Source organism: Bacteroidales bacterium, from assembly GCA_018334875.1.
Classification (GTDB): Bacteria; Bacteroidota; Bacteroidia; order Bacteroidales; family UBA12077; genus JAGXLC01.
The window spans coordinates 1-19,127 of record JAGXLC010000058.1 but is presented as its reverse complement, the minus strand read 5'-3'; the positions used below and the strand labels follow the sequence as shown (position 1 = coordinate 19,127).

Below are 19,127 nucleotides of genomic sequence, written 5' to 3'. Positions count from 1 at the left end.
TTGACAGGATCCTCGCAAGTAGCCTCTCCCCCGCTGAGATCTCCTATGATCCTTTTGTTCTGATTGAACAGAGGGGATCCGGAAGAACCGGATTCAGTAGTTCCAACATCCCATTCCTTTACCCGCCAGTGGGAATTGGCATCATATAATGAACCCGGATAGGTACTGGTAACCGGGGGATCAAAATCCTTTGCGATCTTTTTCACATCGCCTTCAGGATGATGAATAGTCGCCGCACGTTGAATATTGTTGGTATCCAGACTCCAACCTGCAAAATAGGGTTTATAGCCAGCAGGAATCTCTTTATTCAATTCGATCATCGTATAATCAAGCTGATCGTTCTCCGGAGCTGTAGCGATCAAATCTGCCCCTGACAGAGAATGATATTCAGAAGTATCAGGTTCTTCGCCATTACATTCCAGACTTTCGTAATTGAAAATGGCCACGGTTTCCTCCGCGGCCCCTTGATTATCAAGACAATGATTGGCAGTAAGCAAATAGGGCCGGCCGGTGGACCGCACATTGTTGATCAAACTTCCCGTACACTGCACTCCCCTTGCCAGAATTTTCACCACAGCATGCTTTACGTTTTGCCAGTCATCTCCAGGGGGACAATTGATATCCAAACTGTCCTGACAAGTATCCGAATCCCCGAAGCCTGATAGACTTTTCCTTCCCTGATCATATATCCCCAAAAAATCATGCCCCACCTTCTCTATTTTAAGATTTGCATCGAATTCCCTGCTGTCGGGTTCAAAATATTCCACAATCACCTTATCACCTTTTACCGGGGCAACATGAAAAACTTCCGAAGGCCGGTTGTTGCGACTGGTGAAGGCTCCTTTAATATGGTTGCGCTCCCTGTTGTACACAAACAGTTTTGCCCCGGGGGGTAATCGAAATTCATTAAATACGAGCGACAAGGAATGTGCATCCTCAGAATATACTGCCAATCTGTACAGTGTACCACTGGCGAGGCGAATCCTTTGTGCTTCTTCCTTTAACCGGATATCTTTCCGGATCATCTTTGCATAACGCAATACTTTCAGACGGGGCAGGGAACGGCTCTCTTCCCGGAGTTTATCGTAATCATACCCGGGCATCTTAACAACCGGAGGTTCAGGGTATCCGGCCTTATAAAGCAGACCATAAGGTAATTCTCCGGTTTCTATCTGGGCAAATGATCCAACTCCCTGAATAAGGAAGAACAGGCAAATAAAAAAAACATAAATAAAGCATCGGCACATAATACATCCATTGCTGATAAAAAACATTACCCCGATATGGGCTGCGCATATTTTTGTACGTCTTCGCCGGTAATTTGTTCGCCGCACAATATAATAAGCCTTTCCAGAACATTACGGAATTCCCTGATATTGCCCGTCCATTTGATCTGTTGGAGCACCTTTATGGCATCATCCGTAATGGTTCTTTTGGCAATTCCATATTCCTGGGATATCAACTGATTGAAATGATCCGCCAGCAGGGGAATGTCTTCTTTACGCTCATCCAGTGAAGGTACGTGAATAATGATAACGCTCAGCCTGTGGTAAAGGTCTTCCCGGAAATTGTTCCTGCGAATCTCCTCCTTCAGTGTCTTATTGGTAGCTGCAAGAATTCTGACATCCACTTCAATGACCTTATCGCTGCCCACACGGGAAATCTTTTTTTCTTCCAGGGTTTTCAGGACCTTAGACTGGGCCGAAAGGCTCATATCACCAATTTCATCCAAAAAAATGGTTCCCCCGTGAGCCTGTTCAAACTTCCCCTTACGCTGTTTATGGGCTGAGGTAAAGGCTCCTTTTTCATGCCCGAACAATTCACTCTCAATCAATTCGGAAGGTATGGCTGCACAATTCACTTCAACAAACGGCTGATCGGAACGGGGGCTCTTCTCATGGAGCCAGCGGGCAACCAATTCCTTTCCCGTACCATTTTCGCCGGTGATAAGCACACTTGCATCGGTGGGAGCCACCTTCCCTATCATCTCTTTCACTTGCCGGATGGATTCCGATTCCCCGATAATATCATAGGTTTTGCTGACTTTCTTTTGCAGCCTTTGTGTTTCCTTTATCAGATCCTTTCTCTCCAAGGCATTCCTGAGCGTGACCAAAAGCCGGTTAAGATCCAGAGGTTTTTCAATGAAATCAAATGCTCCTTTTTTTATGGACTCCACTGCCGTATCAATACTTCCGTGTCCGGAGATCATAATTACAGGAACATCCGAAGAAATCTCCGTCAGTTTGTCCAGCACTTCCAGGCCGTCCATCTTGGGCATTTTTATATCAAGAAAAACCGCATCATACTTGTTATTCTTAAAATAATCAATGCCCTCTTCTCCTTCCCTTGCGATATCCACTTCATAATTTTCATATTCCAAAATTTCCCTAAGACTTTCAAGAATGCTTTGTTCGTCGTCTATTGCTAAAACATGGGGCATAACGGAAATTTTAAGGGTTTATATACTGGTCAACAATACCTTCTTTAATTGAATAATCGGATTGAACCATCCTGTCAAATGCAAATTTTTGCATGATAAAATTAACAAATAAACTGGCCAATACAATCATATCCACACGGAACAACTCCAGCCCGGGCATCTGCTTCCTTTCTTCGGTAGTGGATAATATCAATCTGTCATGCAAACGTTTAAACTGCGCATAATATATCTCAAACCAAGGTTGTTGGGTGGCTTCCGGGGCCGGCACACCTTCTTCTTTGAGCATATTTCTTAAGGTCTGAAATGTTCCGGAACAGCCTATAAACAGCTCCGGCTGATATTGCCGGATAGCCTTATAAATAGGCTGAAGGGATTCTTCAAAATAGGCGTTGATCTTTTCGATCTCAGACTGGATGATGGGATCCGAGGGCTTAAATTGCTCCAGAATTCTGGCAATTCCAATATCGATGCTTTTTTTCCAAAAATACTGTTTCCGGCTACCAATGATAAATTCATTGCTGCCTCCACCTATATCAACGATCAGACAAGTTTTGTCTCCCATATTCACAGCCTGTCTCACCCCTCTGTAGATTAATTCGGCTTCTTCTTCTCCTGTAATAGTTCTCACCTGAATGCCATATCTATAATCGGCCTCCCGTATGAACTCTTCTCCATTCTCTGCACTTCGAATGCCGGAAGTAGCAACAGCCAAAACTTTATCCACCTCCCATTCTTTTGCGGACCTCAAATGCTTCTCAAGGCCCCTCAAACCTCGCCGAAATGAAGCCTCGGTAATAATTTTCCTGTGAATTCCACCTTCTCCAAGCTTGATTCCCAGTTCGTTTTTATATAAAACGGACATTTGGCCATCTGAAACCTCTGCTACCAGTAAATTAAACGTATTGGTTCCAAGGTCAATGACTGCAATTTTCATTATTCGTAGTTTTTTACATCTGTCAACTTACTTTTTTCTCTCTTGTAAAAGGTTTGGTTCTGTCGAACAGATACCGGTAAGTGACATGAGTCTTTCGGATTTTGGCTCCAATCTGTTCAGCCACCTTCATCATGGCAGGATTGAAATCTCCTATCCAATTCAATTCAAGATGTTTGTAAGGGAATTTCTCATCCTGAACGATATTGCCAAATGACATAATGAGCCCTCCTTCCAGGCCTTTTCCCTGATGTTCGGGAACCACACCGAATATTAAACCAAGTACCTTCTTTGGAGGGCTGAATTTTTTATAATATAAAAATTTCAGTTTGGCCGGAAGATGCATCTTCCCATTCAGATGCTTAATGATTTGGTTGGCATCGGGCACCATGAGAAAAAAGGCGATCGGATCATCGTCATAATATGCAAACCACATGAGCCTTTCGTCAAGAATAGGCTTCAGGCTCTTCATCAAAGCATTGGCATGGACCTTGGTGATTTTTTTAACCCCTGAATACCGCGACCAGGCCCGATTGTATATATCTCTAAAATCCTCCTTATATTTCTCTATATTTTTTTTGGTCAGATGCTCAAAATGGTAATGGGGATTGTTTTGAATCCTTTTGGCTTTTTCCTCAATAACAGGATCCAGCCCCTCCACTTTGATTTCTCTGTAATAGGTATATTGGTTAAAAAAGTTTCGAAAACCGTATGCTTCAAAAAAGTCTTTATAATAATGAAAATTATAAGGCATTCGATAATTGGGCTCGTAATCAAAACCGTCTACCAGCAAACCCCACCAACGATCACGATCCCCAAAATTCACCGGGCCATCCATTGCCTCCATTCCTTTGGATTCCAGCCATTCTTTACATTGATCAAACAACATAAAAGCTGCTTCCTGATCCTTAATACATTCAAAAAAGCCCATACCGCCGGTGGGCTGATCGTTATTGTAAGCGGTTTTCTTGTCATAAAAGGCAGCCACCCTTCCGACGGTTTTATCTTTTTCATCCAGTAAAAGCCATCTTCCAGCCTCTCCGCTCCTGAAAAACTTATTTTCTTCGGGATCAAAAACACTTTCTATATCCTGGTCCAATGGGCGAATCCAGTTTTTTTCGTTTTTATAGAGATGAACAGGTAACCGGATGAATTCCTTGTTATGTTTTGGGGTATTCACCTCAACAATTTTAAACTTGTTATTCATAGAGAAAAATGAGCATTTTATAATACATTCAGTTTTATTTGTCAGCGGGGTAAATATAAAGAAATTTCCCAGCACCCAAAAACCACAACCGGCTTTATCCTTTTTCCGACCACTTAAGCAAAATTCTGGCAATATTGGTAGCCCTTTCATTGATCACTTTCAATAGGCCAAGAAGTTCCAGATGGGTTTTACTGCTTGATATGGATTTATTCACTTCTTCCTTAAGCCTTTCATAGTGCTGTTTTTCCAGCTCGATGGCCATATTCCTGTATTTTTTAAATTTCTTTTTCATGTGTTTTGCCTTCTCAAGATTCACTTCTCTTAAAACTTCAATTGCGCGGTTTACCTGTTTTAATGCCCTGGTATGATAATCTGCAATTTCACGCCTCCCCTCCTCTGAAAATTCCAAGTCAGAGGCACACCAGGAGTGGGCCTTCTGGGCAATATTAGATGAAATCGTATCGGCAATTTGTTCAAACTCTTTGACTGTATAAATCAACTGGAATGCTTCATTCAACCTTTCCGCCTCGATATCCTGCCGGGAAATCCGGAGAAGGTACTCCTTGATTTTGTCTCTGAGAAAATTGACTTCTTTCTCTTTCTCTTCAATATAATTCAATTGGGTTTCATCTTTTTCAAAAAAAGGAGGAACAGCATACTTCAGCATATCCTCAACAATACCTCCCATACGCAACACCTCTTCTTTGGCAAGATTCAGAGCAAGAGGCGCACTGCTCTTCAGTACATTCTTATCCAGATATACCGTTCTGAAAGCAGGTTTTTTCACTGGCTCCTTTTCTCTGATCAATCGATCGATCAGGGAGGCGAAATGGTTCATAAAAGGAAAAAGGATTAAAGCCAGCGCCACATTGAAAACGGTATGCGCATTGGCTATTTGCCGGGGCGTACTTTGAAGGGAGCCGGGATTGCCCTGCACCGACCCTTCAATAAATGAAATTTCCCGGATCAGATCTACAAAACCAGGAATCCACCAAACAAATAACAATGCCCCGAAAAACTTGGAAGCGGTATGGGCTATGGCTACCTTTTTTGCTTCGCTCGAGGTACTGATGCTTGCGAGCAATGCAGTAGCAGAAGTGCCGATATTGGCCCCAAGAATCAAAGGAACACTGGCTTCCAAAGTTAACAAACCCTGGACCGACAAAGTAACCATAATTCCTATAAACGCACTGCTGCTCTGCACCAATGCGGTAAATATCGCTCCTACAAGAATTCCAATGAACGGAGCTTCCAGTTCCATCATGCCATTTATGAAAGGAGAATAATCCTTCAAAGGCTCCATAGACTGAGACATCACATGCATCCCAAAGAAAAGCACTCCAAATCCCAGGATGATCCTTCCTATATATTTGACCCTTAGCGAGTGAACAAAAAAATTCAAAATAAACCCTATGCCGATCATTAACAGGGCATAATCGGTAAGGTTAAAAGCAATAACCTGAGCGGTTATGGTAGTTCCAATACCTGCTCCCAATATAATTCCCAGCGTCTGTCTGAATTTCATCAGTCTGGAATGCACAAAGCTCACAAGCATCACAGTAGAGGCACTACTGCTTTGTATAATGGTAGTCAACAAAGTGCCGACCCCCAGCGCCATAAATTTATTGTTGGTCAGATGGCTCAATACCGAACGCATTCTATCCCCGGCAGCACTGCGCATTCCCTCACTCATCATAGTCATTCCAAGAAGGAAAAGACCCAGCCCTCCTATAAGTCCGATAATGACAAAAAAGCCCCATTGTTTTTCCCTGGCAGAAAAATGATATACCAAAAGATTCTTCTCCGGTGAGTCCTGTAAAAAGGCAGCCAGTTCATATTCACCTGGTTTATCCCCCAGCTTCACCCTGATAGAGGCTAATCCTGCAGAATCGGTATAAATCAGTGTATCACTGAGAATAAAACCTGATGCATTTTCAGGAGCAGATATTTTCCTGAAATAAACCGGATATCCTTCTCTGGGTTCTCCATTACCATCAACGACCCGGGCTTTAACCGAACGCTCCAAATAGGTGTTCACGGTTTGAGTTTGTCTGTCACCGCTAAAACGATACACCTCTTCACTCCGGGGTTTCTCAAGCTTCACCGCCGCAACCGAATCACTGACCTCTTGCTGTGGAAACCCCAAGCTAAGCTGGGAACAGAAAAGGAAAAACAACAATAATTTAAATGCAATCTTTCTCACCGGCTATTTTTACAATCTAAAATTAGCAATAGTCATTCAGAAATTCAATAAGGTATGATTTTAATTTGTTGAAAAAGTTCATTATCCTCAATGGCAAGGGAATCCATGCTAAATCTAAGGCTATTGCCCGAGATTGTGCGGATGAGCCCCTGATCCTTTAAATTGTAATTGTCATAGGTGACTTTTACTCTGCTTTCAAGGTTGCCATGGTAATAGCTGAGCTTCGAAAACAACAGATTAATATAAGCATTCCAAAGGCCCAGCTTTAAAGGACAGCTTTGAAAACTGAAAGTAGTATCGGAAACCTCATTCATAGAATGGTTATAGCGATAAGGGTGAAATGGAAATTCAACGGAATCGCTGTTGTACAAAGAATGAATATTAAAGCGCTTTCCCCGCCTTCTTAATGTAAAATGGCTTTCCGCCGGGCTCACATCAAGCGTGTCATAAGGTGCAAAGTGAATATCCAGTCTGCACAGAACAGTATTGTTCAGTAAACCGGAAGCTTCACGGGTTAAATGCATGATCTCGCCGCTAACAGAAAGCGTATCGTTTCGTTTCTGAGCGGAACCTGCATAAGAAACAAGTGCAATGGCTTCCCCGTATTTGGTGTAAAAAACTTCATTTACCGTGAAAGCCTCATCATCAATGAGTGATCTGACATGTATCCTACTAAAATCCAGATTACGTGAATGCTCACCAGAAACCTTATCTGTTTCTCCGACCACCTGAAAATGATCCGAAATATAGTCAATCTTAGAACGCTTTGACAGTATGGCAATAGATTTTGCCCTTAAAACAGCCAATTCCAATGCGTTGGCAGAATCCATACCGGGTTCTGAGATTCCAATAGCGCTAACCGAAGCTGTGGAATAAACAGAAGGATTAAAGAACCACTCCGGCAACTCCTCAGGCAATAAATAATATTGATGCAATTTCCGGCCATCAGAAGAAATTTCTTCCGTTTCGCTTTCCATAATCTCCTCATACTTTCTTTTATCGTTATCAATGCGCTCACGCAAAGTGTCCCTCTGACCGGAAGAAGGCAAAGAAAGCAGGATAAACCATAATCCAACAAAGAAAGAAAACGTTAATCTGATCATCATGGGGAAGCCGATTATTTTCTTCTAAATATTAATTTTATTTTTAAATCGATATCCCCAAGGGAATATCGAAAAGCACAAAAATAATATATTTGAACTCTTTATTTTCTTAAACGATAAGCTCAGGCATTTAATATGAAAAATACTATAACCGCCATATTGGTCATTCTTATTCTTGGAGGGACCGGTATCTATTTCTATGTTAAAAAACAACAAATTCCCGAATACAAAATACATAAACTGATCTCCAGGGAAGCTGCCTTTTTTATAGATATTCAAAATTCCATAGCATTCCTGGATAAACTCTCAAAAGATAATGCCATTTGGAATGAGATCACCCGGATGCCTTCCGTGAAAAATTTTGAACATAAGGTAGACACAATTCATTCGCTTATCCGGTCGGACGAAAGGCTGGAAGACCTTCTCAGGAACAGGAAGCTCATTGTAATGGCCGAAAAACAAGGAAAAGACAAACTGAGCTTTTCTTTTCTTCTAAAACTGAATAATCAAAGGGAACAGAATCATGTGCTCCATCATTTCAAACAATGGGGAAACAGCAGTGGTCATAAGTTGGAATCAAGAATTTACAACAATTTCAGGCTTTTATCCATTCAGGAAAATGAAACCCATAAAATCTCTTTTGCTACGGTAAAAGGAATTTTAATAGTGAGCACTTCTCCGCTGGCTGTTGAACAAGCCATCAGGCAATCATCCGTACAGCAAACACTTGTTGACAACAAGCATTTTAAGAAAGTATCAGAAATAGCCGGAAAAAATGTAGCGGCCAATCTTTACATCAATTTCGAAACATTTCCGGAGGTAATCTCCATCCCACTCAATAACACATACCGCCCATATATAAGGAATCTTACCAGATTCGCCCAATGGTCGATTCTGGATATCAATCTAAGACAGGATGCCCTTTTATTAAACGGTTTTACGGTACATGAAGAGGACAAAAATGAAGTGATCGACCTGCTCAAAGACCAAAAACCGGTAGAACTTGAGATAGAAAACATCCTTCCTTCCAATACTGCGGCCTATATCTCCCTTGGCATAAGCAATAAAGACAGCTACAGGCAAAATCTGCGGAATTTATATCATGAGCAGGAAGTATTCGATAACTACAGCAACTGGATCTCAAAAACTGAAGCCAGGCATCAATTCAATCCTGAAAGAATCTTTTACAACCTGATTTCCCAGGAGATCGGGCTGGCTTTTCTGAATCCTGATATGAAGAACCCGAGAGACAATGCTTTCGTCATTATGAAAACCAAAGACAGCCAAGATGCACAATCCGAACTTGCTAAGATATCCAAAGAGGCATTTTCCGATCCGGATGAAGGCCACGTACAAAATATAACCATTGACACAGAATCCCAATACCCGGTCTACAAGTTTCCCGTCGATAACCTTTTCAGCCATCTTTTCGGGGATATTTTCCAGGATATAAGCACAACTTATTTCACATTAATTGAGGATTATGCTGTATTTGCCGGTAGTCATGACCTGCTGCGTGAATTCATCTATTCCAATGTGCTGAATAAAACACTGAACCATAATGAGAATTTTCAGGAGTTCAATGAATACCTGTCCAACAAGTCAAATTTTCATTTTTATACCAACATGTACCGTTCGCCCTCCTTGGTATCCGAGTTTCTACGAAAGGATCTTCAGGAAGGAATGCAGGAAAATCAGAAGCATCTAAGGAAATTCCAGGCTTTTGCCTACCAATTGATGAATAGCGGAGACATGGTATACAACAATTTATTCATTAAATACATACCAGAGATCAGTGAAGAACCCAACACCGTTTGGGAAACCCACCTGGATACAGCTACAGATTTCAAACCGGCACTTGTAGCCAATCATTATACCGGTGAAAACGAAATTTTTATACAGGATTTAAATAATAAGATCTATCTGATCAATAAGGCAGGCAGGGTGCTGTGGAAAAAACAGCTCGACGAGCGTATTATGAGCGATATTTATCAGATAGATTATTACAAAAACGGTAAACTGCAGATGCTTTTCAACACCAAAAACAAATTACACCTCATTGCGAGAAACGGAAAATACGTGGAAAGCTATCCCGTCAGGCTTCCATCCCCAGCTACTGCCCCATTGTCAGTTTTCGACTATGAAAAAAATAAAAATTACAGGATTTTTATACCCTGTGAAAACAAAAGGGTATATGATTTTTCCAAAGAAGGAAATATCATTCCAGGCTGGCAATTCAACAAAACCGATACAGAAGTTACCCAACGGGTACAACATTTCCGGGTAGGTACCAGGGATTATATCGTATTTGCCGATAAATACCAGATATACATCCTGAACCGGCGGGGACAGGTGCGGGTACAGCCCGAGGAACAGTTTTCCCGGTCAAAAAACAACCTGTTTACACTGGAAACGGAAAATTCAAGAACCCGTCCCCGACTGGTCACCACCGATATCACCGGCACCGTATATTATGTTTATTTCGACGGAGAAGTGGAGACAACCGAAATGCATTCTTTTTCACCAGATCACCATTTTCTATACCAGGAATTAGACGGTGACGGCCTCAGGGATTTTATATTTCTGGATGATAATAAGCTGGAAGTACACAAAACCAAAGATGATAAGCAATTTGAACATGCCTTTGAAACAAATATCTCCCATCCCCCTTTATACTTTCACTTTTCAGAAAACGACAAAAAACTGGGGCTTGTCTCTGAACAGAAAAATCAAATTTATCTGTTAAATGCCAACGGAGAAATGCACTCAGGGTTTCCACTAAAAGGCAATACCCCCTTCACCATCGGATATCTGGATGAAGATGACCACAATTTTCATTTAATTGTTGGAGATCAAACCAACTTTTTATATAATTACAACGTATTACAATGAATAAGCAAACTCTTATTATTACATAAATAATTGATTATGAAAACCTCATATAATGTTTTTCTTTTTTGGCTTATCTCGTTGGTGCTTATTGTATTTATTCTCTCAGGATGCATGGAAGATAAATTTGACCTGGAAAAGCTTTCTGACGAGATGGAACTTTCTCCTAAGTTTTCAGCTCCCCTTGCACGGGGTTCCATAACCCTTGAAGACATGGTGGATGACGACGGCGAAAACATCGTTCTGGACTCTTCGGGAACCCATCCCTATATCAAAATGGTTTACAGAGAGGATAGCATTTTCTCTTTCGACGGGAATGACTTGTTTGAAGTAAATGAATCAGGGGAGGAATCCTATACGCTGGGTAACATTGAACTCGGGGAATTTGGCCCCGTTTCTCAAGCCATTACCCTGGGGCAGATCGTTGACAATGCCGTCACCCATCAAGTCGAAGCTGAGATGATAAAAGACGCCGATGGGGAATCCATCGAATTTCCGGCAATAGATGAGTCGGACCCGATGGAGATTGGAGGAGATTACGAAGTGGATGAAATTGACAATTTCCGCTATGCCGAGTTTGATAGCGGAGAGATCGAGATCACCATTACCAATAATATGCCTGTAGAAGTGACAGCAGAATTTACTCTCAGGACTAAAATTCTGGAGAGTGATGGTTCCCTTGATGAAGACAACGAGCTGAAGCATTTTGAATTTCCTGATATCTCTGTTGGAGATAGCCTCACCGAAACCTTTGACCTTTCCGGTGAAACACTGGGTTCTGTATTATACGCCACAGACGTTGCTTTAAGCACACCGGGAACCGACTTCCCCGTGCTTATTGATCTGGATAACCAAAACATTACCATTGATGCTCATTCCCGTGATCTGGTTATTTCCGGTGGAGAAGTTTCTATTTCGGAACAAATTTTACAAAACCAGGAGACAACCGTAAGCGTTGGATACTCAGGTGAGAGAAGACTCGATACCATAAGGCTGGCAGGAGGAGGCCTGGATCTTACCATTGACAATAATACAAACATACCCGCCTACCTGAAGCTCAGCCTGCCCAACAGTAAATACCCCAACGGCGATACCGTTGCCTATGAACATTCAATCAGCGCACAATCAACTACTTCCGGTGAGCTCGATCTTACCGACTCAGAAACCATCATTACCAGTATGGATTCTCTTCCTGTTGAGTATACGCTCAGGCTGGAAAGCACCCAGGACTTTGTCGAATTCCACGCTTCCGACCGCGTCGACTTCTCCTATAATCTGGCCTTCGACAGCGACCATATCGAATACGTCAGCGGATATTTTGGCAACGATACACTGGATTTTGACGGTGATGTATTCGACACCGGCATTCAACTCTTTGATAATCTGTCAGGTGACTTCCTGCTCACCGATCCTAAGCTGAAACTATTTTATTCCAATACGATTGGTATTCCTTTTACCGTTGATCTGGATCTTGTTGCTGAATCAAAAGAAAATCAGCAAAACCTGAATGAAGGAGATGCCGATGGACTGCTTAATTTTGCATCACCCACATTACCCTTTACTACAGTATCGGATACCATTGTAATAAATAATAACACCTCTGACATTGACAAGTTTATTTCTCTTCCCCCAAGACAGATCCGTTTCAGTGGTACGGGTTATACCAATTTTGGTAACGACCCTTCTGCGTACAACTTCATCACCTCCGAAAACCTGGTCAATGTTGGTATGGAAATGGATCTTCCGTTGGAGCTTGAAACCAGTGGACTTACCTATCGGGATACGGTAGGCTTTGATATGGATGTGGATTTTGACGAGGCAGTTAACCTCTATGGCATATTCAAAAACCAATTTCCATTCAGCATCGACATTCAGGTGGTATGCCGCGACTCAGTGACCAACCGGGACCTACTTACCCTGGAGCCTCTGGATGCAGACGGACAAAATGCTTCTATCCTTGATGCTCCTGAAGTGGACGAAAACGGGCGGGTTAAATCACCAAAAGAAAACCGGATCTACTTCAAGGTCACAGGAGATGAGATTGACCTGCTCAATGAAGCCAATCAACTGGCATTGGAAGCCACGGTAAAAACTTCCAAAACCTCAGAAGGAAATTATACCGGTGTTAAGTTCTACACCGACTATACCCTTGACTTTAGGATGGGAATCGATGAAACCGGAACCAAACTTGACTTTTAAATCTACAAGACCATGAAAAATAAGATCTGCAAGCTATTCGCTTTATTAGTCTTTGTTTCGATAATACCCCTCTCCTCGGTTGCACAGGAGATCAACACACTTTATTACATGGACCGTATTCCACAAATGTCACTGATGAATCCGGCCCGACAGCCGGTATGCAACTTCTATCTCAACATGCCGGGTATATCAGATATAAACATGAACATCGGCAACAATTCACTTAACTACAGCGATGTGATCATGGAGTCTCCGGTAAACGATTCGCTTATCACCTTTCTCCATCCCGATGCCAATATTGATGATTTTCTGAACACACTCAAACCCAGGAACTCTTTTTTTACCCAGTTCTCCACCACCCTCTTCGGCTTTGGATTCAGGGCCGGGGAAAGCTATTTCTCGTTTCACGCAAGAGAAAAATCCAGCTTGAAATTTTCCTATCCCAAAGATTTGATGACCTTTGTAACCAAAGGAAACACAAAGGGAGAAGAGACTGATTTCAGTAATCTCAACGTATTCACCAATCACCATCTCGAATACTCATTTGGTTATGGAGGAAAAATCGATCAGAATTTGCGTTTCGGAGTTAGGGTAAAATATCTGAACGGTTTGGCCAACTTTCAGGCCAGGGAGTCTACACTGAAGCTATACACCAGCGAACGTGCCGATTCCCTTTCTTTAACTTCCGATATTGCCTTGCAGGGTACGGGGCCCCTGGAAGTAACTACCGATTCGCTCGGATATGTGGAAGATGTAAATACCTTTAATCCCGGGATAGACGATTTATTTAAAAACCCGGGATTCGCCATAGATTTTGGAGCCAATTACGAGCTGATGAATGATCTGGAACTTTCGGCCAGCGTTACCGACCTGGGTTTTATTAATTATACCAACTATGCTCACCAATATACCATTAACGGTCAGTTTTCCTATACCGGCATCGATGTAAGCTCCGAATTCAGGGAAGATGTAGATTCGGATCCTGCCGGAGATCTGCTCGATTCACTCCGTGAAGCCACGAAAGTAAACTACAGTCAGGATGGATTTTTGCATTTTCTGGGCCCAAAAATTTTGGTTGGGGGTAACTATCAATTAACCAGAAAAGTTGATTTCGGGTTTCTTTCCAAAACGAGCTTTTTCGGGGGAGATGTTAATCAAAGCTTTACCCTGTCTGCCAACACCCGGCCCATACCGGGAGTTTCATTTTCGGCCAGCTATTCGGTAATGAATCGTGCGTTTAACAACCTTGGGCTTGGCGTGGGATTGCGCCTAGGTCCCTTACAGGTCTACACCGTGTCGGATGTTGTCTCTGCCGGTTTATGGCCAGGGCATACCAAAGCCTTCAATCTCCGTTTCGGCCTCAATTTTGTTATCGGATGCAACCGCATGAAACGAATCATGAATGACGAGCCGATGATAAGATAATCCTGGAGTTGATCTCATCCTCCAGAAGTAAACGACAATTGACAATTCGCAAATAAAGGGGGATGTATTATCGTTATTAATCATTTATCGTCATTCGGTTGTATCCTCATTAGCATCATCATTCCGGCCGGAATGACAAATCTTTTCGTTATCCGATTATAGTCATAGGTTTACTCCGAATGAAGCCTTAAACCAGAGTTTCTATATCAAAACGACAGAAAACCGGCTAAAAAACCAATTGAGACGCTAGCCTAAAAAAATATCCGCAAATTTTTGAGATATTCCCTTATTGGCCTTTCTCTTCAAACACTACACCCTTCAGCCACAGCTTGGTGCTTTCCTGGAGCTCTTCCAGATTACCTGATCCTCCGGGTCTGCTACCCATCTGACCTCCACCACCCCTTCCGGGAGTCATGCCTCCTCCCGGATTCATTCCACCAGGTGATCTCAAGCCAGAACGGCGATCAGGAATATCCAAATGGCCTGTAATGATACCCAGGCTCAAGTTTTTATCACGAAGGGTTCCATCGGCATAAAGCCTATCGATAGGTATTTTCGCTTCGTAAGTCAACCCTATCAATTTTTCCCGCTGTATCCTGACATTGATACCGGTCTGCTCTGCAACGGATACCGTTTCTTCTTCAATATCATTAAAGCCGATAAGGGTCATTTTATCTAAAAGGGCGGGCTTAATAATCCTTCCCGTATTATCCTCGGGTATTGCCTGAAGCGCTCTTTCGGGAAGATCCCTGTCGGATAAATTTCTACTTTTATCTTGCTTCCGCTCTTCTGAAGGAATGGGATAACGCACCCCTTTCATCTGCTCCTTGCCTCCTGTTGTATCTATCCATAAGGTAAGACCAAACATCAGAATCTTCCTCTGTACCATATCATCCTCGGCCATCACTCCCACGTAAATATTTTCCTCATCATGGTTCACGGCATAAAATAATTTGGAAGACTTATCAAAGGTAGCATCCTGTTTCCACTCATCCAGTTTTCCGTCAATTACCATCGGTTGATCCCGGTACGTGGAAGATACATTTCTTACTGTATGGCAGGCTGTTATACCCGCCAATAAAAAAATCATAAAAATCAATTGCTGTTTTTTTCCGATCATATTATGGGATTTTATAATTTTAGCTCATTGGTATATAATATAAGACATCAAATAACAGTGTTTTTTTTAAAACGTTTGTACTTTCATGCTAATTTTTAATGAGGCCAACATTTTGATGTCAGAATATAACGGTAATATTACAAATTATCCACAAGAATTTCAAAAAACAATTGGAAATAAAATGTGTTAGAATAATAAGATGATGCTTTGCTTTGTGCATTAAAAAATTATTAAACACATAACTCTTAATCCGCCAGTTTATGAAAATCGCTAAGGATGTAACAGAATTAATAGGTAATACACCTCTGGTAAGACTTAACAAAGTTACAGAAACTATTGGATCGAATGTTTTTGCAAAACTGGAATATTATAATCCGGGCAGTTCGGTTAAGGACCGACTTGGCTACGCTATGATTGATGATGCCGAAAAACGGGGAATATTAAAACCGGATTCCATAGTTATTGAACCGACAAGTGGCAATACGGGGATTGCACTGGCTATTGTTTGCGCTGTCAGAGGGTATCGATTGATTGTTACCATGCCTGAAAGCATGAGTGTGGAACGGAGGAATCTCATCCAGTCATTCGGCGCAGAGATTGTATTGACACCGGCCGAAGAAGGTATGAAAGGATCTATAGCAAAATCCCATCAGTTGAAGGAAAAATACAAGCATGCCTTCATCCCGATGCAGTTTGACAATCAAGCCAATGTAGAGATGCACCGGAATACGACAGCCCGGGAAATATTGAATGACACAGACGGGAATATTGATATTTTTTTAGCCGGTGTTGGTACAGGGGGTACCATTACGGGTGTTGGGGAAGTGCTGAAAGAAAAAGACCAAGATATTCAAGTGGTTGCAGTGGAACCAGCAGATTCACCTGTTCTTTCTGGTGGAGAGCCCGGGAAACATAAAATACAGGGAATTGGTGCCGGATTTATTCCCAGCATCATGAACCTGGATGTGATTGATGAGGTATTTACAGTTGAAAATGAAGAGGCCATGGAAATGGCCCGAGCCCTTTCCACGAGGGAGGGAATATTCAGCGGAATCTCCTCGGGAGCTATCGTGCATGCCGCTGTTGAAATAGGAAAAAGACCTGAAAACAAAGATAAAAATATTGTAGCCATTATATGTGATACAGGCGAACGCTATCTGAGCACCCCCCTATACAACCCAAATGCGGAATAATATGGAAGAAATAAAAGAAAGGCAGAAAAATATCATTGAAAAAACCATCGAAAGGTTATCAGAGCCTTCACTCTACAAAATGATCTATATGCCGGGACATGGAAAGCCCATGCCCTCGATCAGTTCCCTTTATGAAATCATCGAAACTGCCAGGAGTATATTATTTCCCGGTTTTTTCGGTGAGTCCAAGGTCCAGACCCATACACTCAAGTACCACATTGGCAAAAATGTAGATTGGCTGTATGAAAATCTTGAAGAACAGATTCGCAGGGGAATTTGCTTCGGATGTCCCCAAAAGTCATCTGAAGAATGTGAAAAATGCAAAAACAGGGCACCAGAGCTTGCATCTCATTTTATCGAAAAACTCCCTGAATTGAGAAATGACCTGGAAAGCGATATTCAAGCTACATACAACGGGGATCCTGCATCCAATAGCCCTGAAGAAATCATTTTCAGCTATCCGGGTATCAGGGCCATTACCAATTACCGACTGGCGCATGAACTGAGTAATCTGGGAGTCCCGCTTCTTCCAAGGATCATTACCGAAATGGCTCATTCGGATACCGGAATTGATATTCATCCTGAGGCCAGAATCGGTGAGAATTTTGTTATCGACCACGGCACAGGGGTGGTAATTGGAGAAACCTGCGAGATCGGAAAAAATGTGAAACTCTACCAAGGTGTTACACTGGGCGCTAAAAGCTTCCCGCTGGATGAAAACGGAAATCCCATAAAAGGCGTTGACCGGCACCCTGTTGTTGAAGATGATGTGGTGATCTACGCAGAAGCCACCATCCTGGGAAGGGTCACCATAGGTTCCGGTTCGGTGATCGGAGGTAACGTTTGGCTCACAAGGAGCGTACCGCCAAATTCCAAGATATTGCAGCAAAAGGCCCAAACCATGAATTTTAAAAATGGCGAAGGAATCTGATGTGCATCCTCCCATCTTTTTGAGTCCTGGTTTTGAACTCTCCCGGGATTCATCCGATACACACTTCAACTGTCAGAAGATCCTTCACCAAATATCTTAACAGAAACCCGGAATAAAAATAAGCAGGAGGTGGAGGGTCATAAAATATTTGTTTTTTAGGTCTTGTAAAAAACGTAGTACCTTACCGGTCAAATTCTTACTTTTTTGGCAAAACTTGCCCTGTAAGGACGAATGAATGGTAGGAATATTACTCTAAATGTTTATATCCATACCAAAACAGATATTCATTCCCCATCAATTAATGGTTCCCTTGATTTTTTTGTATCGTGTAATTTACAGGAGAAATGCTTTTTTTATCCGCCTCACTCAATTTTTCAAATTCCTCGAGCGTCTCATGCAATGCATAACAAGCGTCTTTATAGCTCAATCCGCAAATTTCAGATATCAATCTTATTCCTCTGTCCCTTAGTTTTTTATTTGATATATTCACCCAGCTCATCCAATTGCTGGTGACCCGACCCATCAACACCATGGTTCCGGTTGAAATGGTATTAAGGGTTAATTTAACCATCAACCGTTCCATAAGGTTCAGGGGTGAGGAAGGAAGGTCATAATCGATCCGGTAGTCGGCGGATTTATTGCTGTTCCCTATAATGAAAGTGTGTTGTTTCTGGAATGCTTTCGCATTTTGACGGAAAGCTTCCATGAAAGCATTAAAATTACTCTTACCGGTCTCTCTTCCGCTTTTAATGGCTACGGCAACATTGGGTTCCCTGGAGGTTCTTGACGGATCTTCTTCATTTCCAATAAGAAATTTATGCAGTTCATTTTTATTAACGCGGGGAGGGGCGGATGCAATAGCATCCGCTCCCAGTTTTCGGTATAAATCGCTATCCCAGTTCAGACACCGGGGAGCCCGGCCCAGCATGTATTCCCATGTTTCAGGCGTCGGACGCAACGGATGCTTTACGAAGGACCAGGATGGGGGAGAAACGGTATCGTCATATTGTTTGTAGGGCGACAACATAAAGGTAGGCGAACGCTCTGTGGTATCGGTCAGAATGTCCATAAGCAATTCATCGGCAAAGTAGGTTATCAGTCCGTTTTCCCGGTATATATCTCTCTCGAACTTGATATAATCTGCAAGGGTTTTGGTATTTGCTTCACCGGTTAAACCATTCAACATCTTTTCAAAAGCCTTGGTATAATTGATTTCCCGGAAATCAAGGGATGTCAGTTGTTCTTTAGAAAGGATTGGCTGAAGCACACGATTTAAGATGATTTCCAGGGCAGCTCCGGCCACCAGCAGTTCAGAGGTGGTGGCCTGCATCCGGGTAGAACCTGCAATGGCCATGGGCCCACAATAAAGGTCAAGCACGGTAACACGCGGATCATCTATGGCTTTTCGGGATCTGTCGATATGTTCCCGCAGGACCTCAGTGGGATTATTGAACATCAGGAAGACTTTAGCATTTCTGTCGGCAGC

13 protein-coding genes are annotated in these 19,127 nt (G+C 42.3%); 5 read left to right on the top strand and 8 right to left on the bottom strand.

What is annotated here, in order from left to right:
* The 6 genes from KGY70_07125 to KGY70_07100 form a co-directional block, all read right to left on the bottom strand.
* Positions 1–1,247: trypsin-like peptidase domain-containing protein (locus KGY70_07125; protein ID MBS3774939.1), on the bottom strand; the 1,247-nt coding region annotated here is incomplete at its 3' end.
* Between the two features lie 26 nt (positions 1,248–1,273).
* Positions 1,274–2,440: a sigma-54-dependent Fis family transcriptional regulator gene (locus tag KGY70_07120; protein ID MBS3774938.1), complete on the bottom strand. Its 1,167-nt coding sequence runs from the start codon at positions 2,438–2,440 to the stop codon at positions 1,274–1,276.
* Between the two features lie 10 nt (positions 2,441–2,450).
* Positions 2,451–3,374: a hypothetical protein gene (locus tag KGY70_07115; GenBank protein MBS3774937.1), complete on the bottom strand. Its 924-nt coding sequence runs from the start codon at positions 3,372–3,374 to the stop codon at positions 2,451–2,453.
* 22 nt (positions 3,375–3,396) lie between these two features.
* A complete protein-coding gene (locus KGY70_07110; GenBank protein ID MBS3774936.1) occupies positions 3,397–4,578 on the bottom strand; it encodes a hypothetical protein in 1,182 nt (393 codons plus the stop codon).
* Between the two features lie 94 nt (positions 4,579–4,672).
* Positions 4,673–6,682 carry a Na/Pi symporter gene (locus tag KGY70_07105; protein MBS3774935.1) on the bottom strand — a complete coding sequence of 670 codons (2,010 nt, stop codon included), beginning with the start codon at positions 6,680–6,682 and terminating at the stop codon, positions 4,673–4,675.
* Between the two features lie 143 nt (positions 6,683–6,825).
* Positions 6,826–7,887 carry a hypothetical protein gene (locus KGY70_07100; GenBank protein MBS3774934.1) on the bottom strand — a complete coding sequence of 354 codons (1,062 nt, stop codon included), beginning with the start codon at positions 7,885–7,887 and terminating at the stop codon, positions 6,826–6,828.
* 132 nt (positions 7,888–8,019) lie between these two features.
* Between KGY70_07100 and KGY70_07095 the strand changes: the two genes are divergently transcribed.
* From KGY70_07095 to KGY70_07085, 3 genes are read left to right on the top strand one after another with little or no spacing between them, the layout of a single operon-like run.
* Positions 8,020–10,776 (top strand): DUF3352 domain-containing protein, encoded by a 2,757-nt coding sequence (locus tag KGY70_07095; protein MBS3774933.1) that lies wholly within the window; start codon positions 8,020–8,022, stop codon positions 10,774–10,776.
* Between the two features lie 36 nt (positions 10,777–10,812).
* Complete coding sequence (locus KGY70_07090) at positions 10,813–12,972, top strand: hypothetical protein (protein ID MBS3774932.1); 2,160 nt, start codon at positions 10,813–10,815, stop codon at positions 12,970–12,972.
* Positions 12,973–12,984: 12 nt separating this feature from the next.
* Positions 12,985–14,397 carry a hypothetical protein gene (locus KGY70_07085; GenBank protein ID MBS3774931.1) on the top strand — a complete coding sequence of 471 codons (1,413 nt, stop codon included), beginning with the start codon at positions 12,985–12,987 and terminating at the stop codon, positions 14,395–14,397.
* Between the two features lie 286 nt (positions 14,398–14,683).
* Here KGY70_07085 and KGY70_07080 read toward each other — a convergent pair whose 3' ends face one another.
* A complete protein-coding gene (locus KGY70_07080; GenBank protein MBS3774930.1) occupies positions 14,684–15,517 on the bottom strand; it encodes a hypothetical protein in 834 nt (277 codons plus the stop codon).
* Positions 15,518–15,777: 260 nt separating this feature from the next.
* Here KGY70_07080 and cysK point away from each other — a divergent pair, with 260 nt between their 5' ends.
* Positions 15,778–16,710 carry a cysteine synthase A gene (gene cysK, locus KGY70_07075; GenBank protein ID MBS3774929.1) on the top strand — a complete coding sequence of 311 codons (933 nt, stop codon included), beginning with the start codon at positions 15,778–15,780 and terminating at the stop codon, positions 16,708–16,710.
* A 1-nt stretch (position 16,711) separates the two neighbouring features.
* The gene (locus KGY70_07070) at positions 16,712–17,641 is read left to right on the top strand and encodes a serine acetyltransferase (protein ID MBS3774928.1); all 930 of its coding nucleotides are present in this window, start codon (positions 16,712–16,714) and stop codon (positions 17,639–17,641) included.
* Between the two features lie 298 nt (positions 17,642–17,939).
* Here the strand turns inward: KGY70_07070 and KGY70_07065 are convergent.
* On the bottom strand, positions 17,940–19,127 hold a 1,188-nt coding region (locus KGY70_07065; protein MBS3774927.1), incomplete at its 5' end, for a hypothetical protein.

Excerpts from the sequence above, each read along its gene's own strand:
- KGY70_07120 (MBS3774938.1), bottom strand. The coding sequence starts at position 2,440 with ATGCCCCATGTTTTAGCAATAGACGACGAACAAAGCATTCTTGAAAGT.
- KGY70_07115 (MBS3774937.1), bottom strand. The coding sequence starts at position 3,374 with ATGAAAATTGCAGTCATTGACCTTGGAACCAATACGTTTAATTTACTG.
- KGY70_07110 (MBS3774936.1), bottom strand. The coding sequence starts at position 4,578 with ATGAATAACAAGTTTAAAATTGTTGAGGTGAATACCCCAAAACATAAC.
- KGY70_07100 (MBS3774934.1), bottom strand. The coding sequence starts at position 7,887 with ATGATGATCAGATTAACGTTTTCTTTCTTTGTTGGATTATGGTTTATC.
- KGY70_07095 (MBS3774933.1), top strand. The coding sequence starts at position 8,020 with ATGAAAAATACTATAACCGCCATATTGGTCATTCTTATTCTTGGAGGG.
- KGY70_07090 (MBS3774932.1), top strand. The coding sequence starts at position 10,813 with ATGAAAACCTCATATAATGTTTTTCTTTTTTGGCTTATCTCGTTGGTG.
- KGY70_07085 (MBS3774931.1), top strand. The coding sequence starts at position 12,985 with ATGAAAAATAAGATCTGCAAGCTATTCGCTTTATTAGTCTTTGTTTCG.
- KGY70_07080 (MBS3774930.1), bottom strand. The coding sequence starts at position 15,517 with ATGATCGGAAAAAAACAGCAATTGATTTTTATGATTTTTTTATTGGCG.
- cysK (MBS3774929.1), top strand. The coding sequence starts at position 15,778 with ATGAAAATCGCTAAGGATGTAACAGAATTAATAGGTAATACACCTCTG.
- KGY70_07070 (MBS3774928.1), top strand. The coding sequence starts at position 16,712 with ATGGAAGAAATAAAAGAAAGGCAGAAAAATATCATTGAAAAAACCATC.